Annotated in this window: 4 protein-coding genes; 1 reads left to right on the plus strand and 3 read right to left on the minus strand. The window is 49.4% G+C overall.

What is annotated here, in order from left to right; translation table 11 throughout:
• Positions 1 to 96 precede the first annotated feature (96 nt).
• The 3 genes from Q0438_RS09835 to Q0438_RS09845 form a co-directional block, all read right to left on the minus strand.
• Positions 97 to 1,653, minus strand: coding sequence for a flavocytochrome c (locus Q0438_RS09835; RefSeq protein ID WP_299190513.1), 1,557 nt, complete (start codon positions 1,651 to 1,653; stop codon positions 97 to 99).
• A 260-nt stretch (positions 1,654 to 1,913) separates the two neighbouring features.
• Positions 1,914 to 7,079, minus strand: a complete 5,166-nt coding sequence (locus tag Q0438_RS09840) for an alpha-2-macroglobulin family protein (RefSeq protein WP_299190515.1) — start codon at positions 7,077 to 7,079, stop codon at positions 1,914 to 1,916.
• A 47-nt stretch (positions 7,080 to 7,126) separates the two neighbouring features.
• Positions 7,127 to 10,630, minus strand: a complete 3,504-nt coding sequence (locus Q0438_RS09845) for a transglycosylase domain-containing protein (RefSeq protein WP_299190517.1) — start codon at positions 10,628 to 10,630, stop codon at positions 7,127 to 7,129.
• A gap of 41 nt (positions 10,631 to 10,671) precedes the next feature.
• Here Q0438_RS09845 and Q0438_RS09850 point away from each other — a divergent pair.
• On the plus strand, positions 10,672 to 12,674 hold a 2,003-nt coding region (locus tag Q0438_RS09850; protein WP_299190519.1), incomplete at its 3' end, for an ATP-dependent helicase.

The raw sequence follows: 12,674 nt of genomic DNA on the forward strand, positions 1-12,674 counted from the left end.
TATTTCGGCGCAAAGCACATACCGCTACTCCGCGCCGAAATTTAACAAAACGCGCGTTGGCGCCCGCTTCGCGCCGAAATTTCGCAGGCACTAAATTTAAGCCCCGATGCTCTCGCCCGCGATCATTCCGAAAACCATACAATCAAGGATTGCGTAGGTTCCGAGCCTGCTCGCGCCGTGCACGCCGCCAGTCACCTCGCCCGCAGCCCAAAGCCCCGGGATCGGCTCGTGGGTAAGGCTCGAGATGACCTGAGCTTTGGTGTTGATCTCAAGTCCGCCCATCGTGTGGTGCACCTTCGGCATCGTGCGACTTGCGTAAAACGGCGGTTTGGAAACGTCGATGCCGTCTAGTTTATCGACCACTTTGCCGAATTCGGGGTCTTTGCCCGCTTTGACGTAAGAGTTATAATCCGCGACAGTCTTTAAAAACGGCTCCAGCGGCAGGTTGTAAGCCTTCGCAAGCTCCTCTAGCGTGTCAAATTTCTTCACGACGCCAGCTTCCAGCGGTCTTGATGTATAGACTGGGTTTCGCGCGGCGACGGCTTGGGAATCGCAGACGTTTACCGGATAGTTATCGTTTTTCTCGCTCTCGCCGATAACCTTAAAGCAAGCATCGGATTTGATCTTACGCCCCGCGTGCTCGTCCATAAAGCGCTTGCCGGTCTTCGGATCGACGGTTAGACCGTAGGTGTTGCAGCAGTGGTTAGTGAAATTTACCGCAGCGCCGAAGCCCTTTTCGTCGGGTGAGCAATACGGAAGGAACTGAATCCACGATGTTAAAAGGGTAAATGCGCCGATTCTATTTGCCGCAAGCATCGCTCCTGCCGAGCTTCCCGGATGGTTGGTGCTGTCTATCGTAGGTACTACACGCGGATCTTGGATCTGGCGGTACCATAGATCGCGCCCGTATCCGCCCGAGGCTAGCAAAACGCCGTCTTTGGCTTTGTAACTCTTTTTCTCGCCGCTTTTATTTTCCAAATCGTCGCTAAAGAGCTTTGGATCAAATTTATACTCCTCGCGCGCTTCTACGCCCACGACGCGGCCGCTATCGTCTACGATAAAATCGTCAAATTTCGTGCGGGTCTTGATCGTGACATTGGAATCGTTTTGAAGCTTGTTCATCATCGGCTGGATGTAGCCAGAGCCCGAGCCGTTGGTTGATTGCAAGCTTCTTGCGACGCTGTGGCCGCTTTCAAAGATCAACTTATCGCTAAACTCCGCTCCGCAGCCTACCAAAAGATCCACCGCATCGTTGCTGCGATCAAACATCACGCCTAAAAGATCGGTGTGGTTAAGCCCTAACCCGTCTTTTACGGCATCGGCGATAAAAAGCTCCTTACTATCTTTGATGCCCTGCGCTACTTGAAATTTATTCATCGGAGCAGCCATATTTCCGCCGTTGATGACGGAATTTCCGCCCGCGCGACCCATCTTTTCGAGCACTAGCACCTTTTTACCGCGTCCGCTGGCTTTAATCGCCGCGGCAAGCCCCGCAAAACCGGTGCCGATGATGACGATGTCGTATTCCTCGTCAAATTTAACGTCCTTGGCGTTTTGCGCCGCGCTCGCACTACTAGCTCCCAGTGCAAGCGCTCCGGCGCCAACCGCGCTGATTTTTAAAAAACTACGTCTTGATACGTCATGCTTTTGCATTACAACTCCTTTAATTGAAATATGTTTAGAAATAATAACTCGAATTTAAAGGCAAGTCAAATAGAATGACGCTATGAATGGATAGTAAAAAGCTATGAAATTTAGGGATTAATATAAAATTTTGAAATTCGGCAAGCGGAGATCTAAAATTTTAAAATTTACAATGCCGCTCGTTTGCTAAGTATCCGCCCAAAATAAAAATCTCGGCGCAAAAATCGCAATAATGCAAAATTTGCGCCGAGCTTTAAAATCGCTATGCCTTAGCGAGCGACTTTAAATTTAAGCGTTTGTAGATCGTAGTTATTTACTCGCTCGTATTGCATATCCTCGATAGAGATCGCAGGAAGCGCGCACGAGCCCGACATGATCACGTTTATCGGCGTGTAGATGACGCCGGTACTATTATATCCCTCTTGCGGATCGTAGTAAAAATAGCCGCTTTTCGGAAAGTGAAGCACTCGGTCATACAGATACTCCGTGTGCTCGATCGCTACGCTATCTACAAAGCCCTCCGGCCGAGCCTGTGCAGCCGAGCCTAGGCGCTCATTTACCGCCTCAAAGCAGCTAGGCATCGCCTCGTCGATCGCGAAATTATATAGATAATGATTAGCTCGCCAGCTGATCTTAGAATAAATTTTCTGCCCTACTTTGAGTTTGTTTAGATCGACGATGTTGCCGCGAGCATCAAGAAACTCGCGATAAATTTCAACCTTCTTATCTCGGTCGTTATCAAACGGTCTATTTATGCTAAGCGGATTGTGTTTGACCGCAGCGCTTTCATATCCGAAACCTAGCACGGTAAAGAATAGTTCGCCGTTGCCGCTCATCGGCGTAAATTCTATCGAGCCGTCTTTAACCGCAAGCTTGGTATCCAACGGCGAATTGAAATTTTTCGTCTCGCCGTCGTATTTCAAAGCAAAGCTAATATCTTTTTTCGCGTCCTTAAAATACGCATCAAAGCCGCGTATGACGCTCGCTCGCTCCTGCGTGTTGTCCGCATCTTTTAGGTTGCGCACGAGCGCGATAGCCGCCTTGCTTGTGCTATCGTCTTTGATGCCTGCCTTGCCGAATGCGTAGAGCTTAAAAGCGGCGTCTCTTATGTCGCTGGCAAACGTCAAGCCCGCCCCGTCTTCGGCGTAGTCATAATCCATTTGGTTTATTTTTTCACGCATGAAGTTAAACTCGGTCGTCATATTGTGCTTTTTAAGTATCGCAGCCATAGCGATGCGAGCCATCGGCGAGTTATCATAAAGGCCGTTGTCGTAAATGAAATTTATCTCATCATCATCGAGCTTGCCGTATTGATCTAGCACGAAATCCGCGTATATTCGAAGCGTCGCTTGATCTTCGTAGTCTGATTTTAAGGCGCTAAATATCAGCGATCTTTGCTTGTTGCTAAGGAATTTATAGCGCGCATCAAGCTCCAATAAAACGTCGCTTGCATAGATCGAAGCGTAGTAATTAGTCACGCCGCTAGCGCTCCAGTAGCCGAAACTGCCGCTAGGTTTGAGGCGAGAGAGAATGCGATTTGCGTGAGCATTTACGTAGTTTATTATGGTCTGGTTGGAATCTTTGCGCGCGATATAATCAAGCGCTACCATCTTTGAGGTAAGCTGCTCGGTGCAACCGTAAGGATAGGAGTAAAGCTCCTCCGCTAGGCTAAAAGCATTAGGCGTAGAGCTTACGTGAGCGTAAATTTCTTTATAGCTCGGATCGATTTTGAGCGTTATGGGCTTATCGCCGTAGCTTGCGTGAAATATTTTCGAGCGCGGAAACTGGCTGATGATGTCAAATTCCACGTTATTGCTAAATTTCTGCCCGTTTGCGTCAAGATCAAATTTTATATTCGCATCGCCGATATCAAGCGCGCTTGCGGTGAAGCTTAGGTGCTTGACCTCAAGCGGTTTGAGCGTGAAATTCGCTTCGCCGCCGCTTATGGAGACGGACGGACCGGAGCCGATCTTTAAAATCGAAATTTGCTCCTTATCGGTCGTATTGATGAGCGTTAGCGGTACTGAAATTTCATCGCCTCGCACCAGATATGTTAGATCCGCAGGCTTTATAACTACGTCGTCTTTGACCCGCACCTCCGCGTTTGCCGAGCCTATCTTGTCGGTTTGACCGATCGCCATAGCGCTTAGGCGGACTATGGAGTTAAAATTTTGCGGCAGCGCGAGATCAAATTTCGCCTCGCCGTTTGTGTCCGCTTTTGCGATCAGCATCTTGATAAATTTTTTCTGCTTTTTATTTTCGACCGGGCTTAAATTTCGTTTAGCCTTCGCCATCACGCCGTCGCCGCCGAAGCTTAGCTCTTTGGCTATGGTTTGATACACACTAAGATCGTCGTAGATATCGAAATACTGCATCGCAAAATACGCGCTAACGTCGAATGCGCCAAACGCATCGAGCTCGCTTTGCGAGACGATATCTAAAATTCCAAGATCGACCGCGTAGAGCACCACTTTGGAATTTGGCTCGCTTTTTACGCTGATCTGCGCGTTTTGACCGTTTTTATAAACCTTATCGGATAAAATTTGAACTCCCGCTTTGTGCTCGCTCGCATCTAGCGCCACCGGGATGTTAGCGTAAGCGCGAAGCGGCATCGCAGCAGGCGTCGCCGCGCGGGTAACTACGGCGTTGATATGTCCGCCGATGAAATTTTTTGACGTTTGTAGCTCGAATTCCGCGCTGTTTCCTTTAATGCGTAAAATTTTATAATCGTAAATTCCTTCGCCGACGAGCGAGATATTTAGCACGCCGTTTTCGATAGGCGAAGTGATGACGCCTTTGACGCTCTGGCCGGGCTTAATCTTGTCGCTTGCAAGTTTGATTTTGGCGCTTTGAATATCCTTGGCGTTTACCCGCCCGTAGTATCCCCAGCCGCTTACGTCCACGCGCACGCTAGCACTCGCGCCGCTTGAGTAGTCGTTTGCGATGACAACGTAGTTGCCGCCGTTTTCAAATTTATAGCTAATCTCGCGAGCGTCGGTAGTAAATGCCGATACGAGGCTAAATTCCTCCTGCTCGACATATCTGTTGCCGTCATAAACGTAGTTGAAATCGTTGCGGTAAATTTCAACGTCGATCTTGCCCGCGGCTGGCGTTTTTGCTTTGGCATCTATCATCGCAAGGCCGAATTTCACGCTATCGCCTGCGGAAACGAAGTCGTTTGACGCCTTAATACCTATAATGCGGTCGTACGGGAAATAGCTTAGCAAACGGTATGCGCTTACGGTTTTGCCCTCCTCGACGACGCTAAAATTTAGTAAAATATCAGCGGCGTTGGAGACATTTTGATCGACGCTTGCGGGATCAAGTACGAGCCCCTTTTTGCCCGCGCGATCAAGGTTAAATTCCGATCTTTGAAGCACTATGGCGCCCGGCTGCTTTAAACGGTCGTTTGAGAATGAGTAGCCCTCGTAATCTTTTAGCTTTAGCTTCTTATCGTAAAGCGTCGCTTCCAAAGAGCCCTTTAGCTCGCTAGCAGGCGCGCCGGCTAGGTAGTTTGAGCTAAGTTTGGCGATTATTAGTTCATCCGCGCCGAACTCCTCTTTGCTGGTTAAAATTTCGTTTTTAACGCGGTTTGGGACAAAATTTTCGACGCTGAAGCTCTTAGCTGCGATGATCTTGTCCTCGTAGATTAGATCTAGGCGGTATGTACCGCTTTTTTCGCCCATAAGCTCGTCTATTTTGACGCTACCAAACTCGTCCGTTTTAACCGCGCGAGTTAGGATGGAGGTTCCGGTAGGATCGTAAATTTTAAATTTTATCGGCGTATCTTTTAGCGCGGTAAAATCGCGATTTTTTATCACGATCGTGCCTAAAAGTCGCTCGCCGGGGCTTACCAGCTCGCTTGCAAAATACACAAACGCGCGCTTTTGCGTAGTAGTTTTTTCGATGCTCGCAATGGCGTTATTAAAGAGCACGAAGCCCTTCTCGTCGCCCTTTGTAATCTCGATAGAGCGCGGATTTTTAGATAAAATTTCACGATCGTCTATGCGTAAAATTCCATCTCCGTCCGTTTTATCCTCGATCATCAGCTCGTTTTTGTCGTTGTAAATTTTAACCTTCGCCCTGCTAAGCTCCTCTGCGTTGCTTAAGCGCGACGTATAGATAAGCGCGCCCTTTTCGCTCAAAACCACCTGTGCGGTGATGTCGCTAAGATAGGCGATGCGCGAGACCTCTTGCATCTTTTCGCCCACTTTGTAAAACGCCGTGATCTTGTAGATTCCGTCCTCGTAGCCCTTAAAATCCATCGCGATCTTGTTTTCTAAAACGGCGTTTTTCTGTCCGCCGATATCAAAGTTTTTTACCGCGATCTCGCTAGCTAGGGTATTTACTCCGTCCTGCTGATCAAAGCTTGCGAAATTTAGAAAATATCTGATATTTTGCTCGCCGATTTTTGAGACGGCGATCTTGACTTCGTTTACGTTTGAGCTTTTAAACGCAAGCGAGGCGGATTTCGGGATGAAATTTTTCTCGTCGCTAAACGCTACGAAAGGCATTCGATCGCCCATTTTTATATTTTGCTTGATCTCCTCGCGCAATACGTATGAGCTGTCGCCGAAACCCTTTAGCAGCCGCACTTCATAGGATTTCTCCGGTAAAAACTCGTCGCTTACGATATCTGCGTGGTAGTAGCACTGATCGTCGCTTCCGTCCTCATCGTCCTCGTCGTAATAATAGCGCGGCTGAGTGAGGCTAAATTTATTGATACCCTCGATCCTTACGTATTTTGCAGAGATGCCGTCCATATAGCTAGGAAAGCAAATTCTGCCCGCGAGAGAGCCGTTTTTTAAGCTGGCGGCTCTGATCTGCACGCCGCTTAAATTTGAAGCGTTTATATTGTCGTTAAACGGCTCCTCGTCGGTGTTTATGACGATATCGTCCTCAAGCTTCGCGCCCGCTTTGGAGCTAAGATCCGAAATTTGCAAAGTTACGTTTTGCGCCTTTGGATCGAAAGCGAATAAAAAATTCCTATCGTCGTGCGAGGTGATCTCGTAGGTAATGTCGTTTTTGGCTAAATTTATGACGCGAAACACCCTGCTGGCTTTTTGCAAGCTATCTTTTGAAACCGCGTCGTTGAAGCTTACCAAGATAAGTCCCGGGCGCAGCAGCCGCAGCTCGGTGTTTGCAAAAGACTCGGTCTCAAACTCAAAGCTCTGTTTGCCCGCCTGGCACGAGTAGTTTACGCCCGCGCTTAGCTTCGGGCGCGGATAGAAGCGGAAGGTGTTTTCGTTTATGCTCTCGTAAGTGCCCGAAATTTTCGGCGAGCATTTCAGCACCGGTTTTTGCGTGATGCTAAAACCGCTTGCGTCAATGCCGCCAAACTCGTAATATCCGTTTTTCGTCTCGATTTCGACTCCCGAGGCAGAAACGGCGCCTAGCGCGCAAAACAGCGCAACGCTTAGCAATTTGTTTTTCATTAAAAATTCCTTTAAAAAATTTTATGGAATTGTATACAAAAAATCTTTTATTTTCTCTGATTTACGACAAAATTCGCTTTGATAAAATTTGCATTTTCATCCAAGCAGCCTATCTCGTACTCTCCGGCGCCCAGACTCAGCATAAAAGACTCGTCGTTTGCTCGCGTAAAATACTCGCCCGTTTTAATCTGCACCGTGCGGCTTTGCGCTAAATTTAGAGTCTTTGCGGAGAAATCCTGCTTTGTGCGGTTTTGATCCTCCAAATTTAAGGCTGCTTCGGCGGAGCCCGATCTGTCGGCGGCGGAATTTTGCTCGTTTAAATTTAGCCCGCGTATCGGTGCGGCGACCGGCACCGACGATAAAAGCGTGGAATTTTGCTCGTTTAAATTTGAGCCGTTTAAATTTTGCTTGGCGGGATTTCGCTCGTTTAAATTTCGCTTCGTAGAATTTCGCTCGGCGGAGCGTGAAATTTTAAAATTTCCGCCCGCAGGATTTAAAGAGGGCCTCTTTGAAGCGATGGGATTTAAGGCGATGAGCCCTTCATTGCCGCCGCTGATCTTTAGATAGACGTTTTGCCCGAAAACCGCCGTGCACTGCACTTTAAGCCGCAAAAAGCCGTCCGCACCGGTCTCGTAGGTTTTGGCGTTGATGTCGTTTAGCACGGGCTTTACGGCGGCAAATTTAGCCGCGCACCTTCCTGCGCGCACCTTTTGAGGATCGACTAGGCCGTGTTTTAGCAGATAAAAAAGCTCGCTCGTGCCGTAAATTTCGCACTCCTCGTTGGGCTCAACTCCATCGATCGCGAGATCCTCGGCGCTTTGAGCGCACTCCTTTTCGCGGTACGCGTCAGTGCATACCCGCCGAAAGCTCACGCCCGCAGGACGCGCAAACTCCGCCTCGCCCAGCATGCCCGATTTATCGAGGAAAGCAAACATATTAAACGCCACTTTCGCCGCACTCACGCCGCCGCTAAGATCTCTAGTCTTGGAGCCGTCGAAATTTCCCAGCCAGACGCCGAGTGTAAATTTGGGCGTAAGCGCGACGGTGTAGAGATCGCGCGCATCGGCGCTCGTGCCCGTTTTAAACATCAGCGGCGGCGCGTTTAGGGTGTTTTGCCACACCGAGCCGAGGTAGGAGCGCGGCGCGTTTCTTAACATCTGCGTTACGATGTAGGCGCCCTGCGGGGTTAAAATTTTAGCATCGTCGCCGATCTTTACGCCCGCTATTTCGAGCTTTCGCAACTTGCCGCCGTTTGCAAACGCGCTGTAAAGGCGAGCAAGATCCATTAGGCTCATCGAAATGCTTCCCAGAGCTATACCCGCGCCGTAATAATCCTTGCTAAACTCCGCCAGATGCACGTTTGATAGCATTTCATACAGCCCGTCGTCACCAAGCATCAAATTTAGCTTCACCGCGGGGATATTTAGGCTAAGACTTAGCGCGTCGGTCGCACTAACCGCGCCCAAAAACCCCTGGTTGTAGTTGCGCGGCACATAGCCCGCGAAGGTTATCGGCGCGTCGATCAGCTTCTTTGAAGGGGTGATGAGCCCGTGCTCAAGGGCTTTGGCGTAGATGAAGGGCTTGAGCGTAGAGCCCACGTTTTTTTGCGAGCGCACGCCGTCGTTTTGCCCCTCATTAGCGCTAAAATCGTGGCTGCCGACATAGGCGATCACGCTCATACTTTCGTTGTCGATCAGCACCGCGGCGCCGTTTCTAACGCCCTTATCGCGTAGAGAGAGGATCTCGCTTTTCAAAAAACCCTCAAGCGCGATCTGTGTTTTCAGATCCAAACTCGAATAAATTTTACCCTCGTTTAGACGCGCAAGCTCCTGCGCTAGCGCAGTTTGCTCCTTGGACTGCGCGCTCGCTTCGGAGTTTAAGGAATTTTCCCGCGTCTTGGCATTTAGAGCGGAATTTGCTTGCGATTTGGCGCCTGAAACGGAATTTGTCTGTATTTTGGCGCCTGGAGCAGAATCTGTCTGAGCACTAGCGTCCGAAACGGAATTTGTCTGTTCACTAAAATTTGCGCTCGACCGCTCGCTAGAGTTTGCATCTGCCTGCGGATTTTGCGGCGGATGCGCGGTATCTTGCCGACTATTTAAATTTAGATTTTGCGGATTTTGCGAGTTTTGATGCGGATGCGCGGTACTGACGACATTCTGCCGCTTGTTTAAATTTATATCCGCACTCGGATTTTGCGGCAAATACTCGGTCTGCCCTTCCGTATCTGCGCTAAAATTTTGCGGCAAATGCGCAGCGCCTCGTTGCTCGTTTAAATTTGGACTTTGAGTATTTTGCGACGGATGGGCAGCATTAATTAAATCTTGCCTCTCATTCAAGTTTGCGCCCTCTCGTTCATTTGGTTTTACATTTTTCGGTTCATTCGGTTTTGCGCCCGCCTGCGATTCTACGCCTTCGCGCTCGTTTAAATTTAAGCTCGTTCCGCCTAAATTTAAACTCTTCGGAGCATCCGTTTTAAAATCCGCCTCTTTGGGATTCATTTCTTTCAAATCCACTCCCACCTGCGCGTTTACGGCACTTGATAAATTCGCCCTAACATTCGCCGCAGCCGTAAAATTTGATTCGGCACTAGTCGCGTCCGAAAAATTTGACTCTGCCGCCGCGGTTCGGTGCGCAGCCGAGCTTGCTTGCCCCGCCGTCCCGCCGAGCGCTCCGCCCTGCTCTAAATTTTGAGTGAAATTTACGTCATCTTTGGCGGTAAAATTTTGCATTTTATAATTGTTAAACGCTAACAGCGCGTAATGCGGCGCGTAATTGGGCGCTGCGTAGCGTCTGGGCGAGAAGGGCTCCGCGATGGCGCGCTCATACTCGCTCTGCGAGATCACGCCGCCCTCTCGCAACTGCGAAATTAGGCGGTTTTTAAGCGCGTTGATGTTTGATCTGCGATCCAGGCGGTTTTTGTTCGGGTTTTTCGGGATCACACTAAGAAGCGCGATTTGAGCGTTGCTAAGCTCGCGCAGGTCCTTTTTGAAGTAAAAATACGCCGCGGTTTTGACCCCCTCGATGTTGCCGCCGTATGGGGCGAGGTTGAAATACATTCCTAAAATTTCATCCTTGCTGAAGTGCCACTCCAGCTGAAAGGCGTTGAAAATTTCGATGATTTTGTTCTTGTAGCTGCGCTGTTTGGGGCGCATCATACGCGCGACCTGCATCGTAATCGTCGAGGCTCCGACGCGCTCGACGTTACCCTCGCTTTTTTTAGTAAAATTTTGCGTAAAATTATACGTAGCCGCGCGCAGGATCGAGGCTGGATTGACGCCGAAATGGTAGTAAAAATAGCGATCTTCAAAGTAGATCGCGCTTTGTTTCAGCCGCGGCGGTATCTCGTCTGCGCTCGCGTAAAAGCGCCAAATTTGATCGTCGCTGATCTGCATATTTAAAATTTCGCCGTTTCGGTCGTATAAAATTCTACTCTTCTGCTTGTTTAGCATATCCAAATTTAGCGGATAAAGCGCGTCTAGGATCAAAAACAGAGCGAATGCAAATGCGCAAAATAGCGCGATTTTTAACGTAAATTTTAGAAATTTCATCGCGCAATTATATCAAAGAATTTTAATGATTTTAGGCTATAATGGCGCCTTTTTGCAAAGGAATAATCTTGGACGCTCTAGCTAAGCTAAACACCGAACAATACGCCGCAGCAACCGCTCCTGCTGGGCACAATCTAATAATCGCAAGTGCAGGCACGGGCAAAACCAGCACCATCGTCGCGCGCATCGCTCATCTGCTAAATCTCGGCACGAGCCCTAGAAAAATTTTGCTTCTTACCTTTACGAACAAGGCCGCGAGCGAGATGATAGCGAGGCTACAGCGGCATTTTGATAAAAAAATTACCTCCGCAATCGTCGCGGGCACCTTTCACGCCGTATCCTACGCCCTACTTCGCGAGCTCGGTAAAGGCGTGATCTTAAAGCAGCCCGCCGAGCTAAAGACGCTGCTAAAAAGCCTCGTAGAAAAGCGCAAATTTTATCACATAAGCGACGCGCGCCCCTACGGCGGGACCTATCTGTACGACGTGTACTCGCTGTATCAAAACAAAGAGATGAGCGCGGATTTTGAGACGTGGTTTAGCAAAAACTACGAGGATCAGGCGGAATTTGCCGAAATTTACGCAGACATTTTGCGTGAGTTTGAAGAGGAAAAAGCAAAATTTAACTACGCCGATTTCAACGACGTCTTGCTAAAGATGCGCCATGAGCTGCGAAAGGGCGCGCCGCTACGGTTTGATGAAATTTTAGTGGACGAGTATCAGGACACGAACTCGCTGCAAGGAAGCCTCATAGATGCCTTCGCGACGAAAAGCCTCTTTTGCGTCGGCGATTTTGATCAGAGCATCTATGCTTTCAACGGCGCAAACATCGACATCATCGGCAGTTTCGGCAAGCGCTTTGCGGACGCTAAAATTTACGCGCTGAATATCAACTACCGATCAAGCTCGGCGATTTTAGCGCTTGCAAACCGCGTCATCGCGAACAATCCGCGCCTTTACGAAAAGAAACTGATCGTGGGCCGCGAGGGTAAATTTAGCGCGCCTAGGCTGCATGTTTACGACGATACGGCGGCGCAATACGCCCACGTAGCCGCACAGATCGCGCAAAGCGCCACTCTGCGCGAAAAGATCGCCGTTATCTTTCGCAACAACTCCAGCGCCGACGGCGTAGAAGTCGCGCTTAAGGAGCTCGGTATCGGCGCGAAGCGAAAAGGTGGCGTGAGCTTTTTTGAAAGCCGCGAGATCAAGGCCTTTACGGACATTTTCGCGATGATAATAAACCCAAAAGATATGATGGCATTTATGAGCACGTGCGAATACGCAAGAGGCGTCGGCAGCGCGCTAAGCAAGGAGCTTTTCGACGCGCTGATCGCGCTTGGACACGGAAACATTCACGCAGGTCTTTTGCGCCCGGATGAGAGCGTTAAAATTTTTGAAAAAAAGAGGAAAAACTATCAGCTCGGGCTTTTTGACGATGTGGATATCATCGGCTCGGTATCGCGCTTTGAGGCTTTGGAATTTGACGAGTTTTTTCGCTCGCACCCGGTTCTAAAACACAATAAAATCACCGAGGGCGGCGCCGTATTTTTGCACGAAATTTATAAAATTTTTAAAAAAAGCGGCTCCGCTGCAAGGTCCGCTACGCTGATCTCACATATCAAAGACTCGCGCCTTTTTGCGCTTGTGGCGGATTTCATCGCGACGAAACGCGCGACGCTGAAAAACGGCAAGATAGACGAGGATCGCAAAAAGGACGAGACCGCGCGCATCTACGATAAATGCGGCATTTTAGAGCAGATCGCGGGCAAATACGCGGATCCGCAGAGCTTTTATAACTTCATAACCCTGGGCGCAAAGGAGATGAGCGAGGGCGAGGGGGTGAATCTGCTCAGCGTGCACGCAAGCAAGGGGCTTGAGTTTTGCAGCGTCTATCTCATTGACCTGGCGCAAAACCGCTTCCCGAACCTCAAGCTAATGGCGATGGGCGGCAGCCTGGAGGAGGAGCGGCGGCTCTTTTACGTGGCGGTCACCAGAGCGCGCGACGAGCTGGTGCTAAGCTACGCGAAATTTGATAAGATCAGAAA

Origin of the sequence: uncultured Campylobacter sp. (assembly GCF_938030785.1) — a bacterium.
Classification (GTDB): Bacteria; Campylobacterota; Campylobacteria; order Campylobacterales; family Campylobacteraceae; genus Campylobacter_B.

Bases quoted from the DNA above. Each gene is read 5' to 3' on its own strand.
- Q0438_RS09840 (WP_299190515.1), bottom strand. From the start codon at position 7,079: ATGAAAAACAAATTGCTAAGCGTTGCGCTGTTTTGCGCGCTAGGCGCC.
- Q0438_RS09845 (WP_299190517.1), bottom strand. From the start codon at position 10,630: ATGAAATTTCTAAAATTTACGTTAAAAATCGCGCTATTTTGCGCATTT.
- Q0438_RS09835 (WP_299190513.1), bottom strand. From the start codon at position 1,653: ATGCAAAAGCATGACGTATCAAGACGTAGTTTTTTAAAAATCAGCGCG.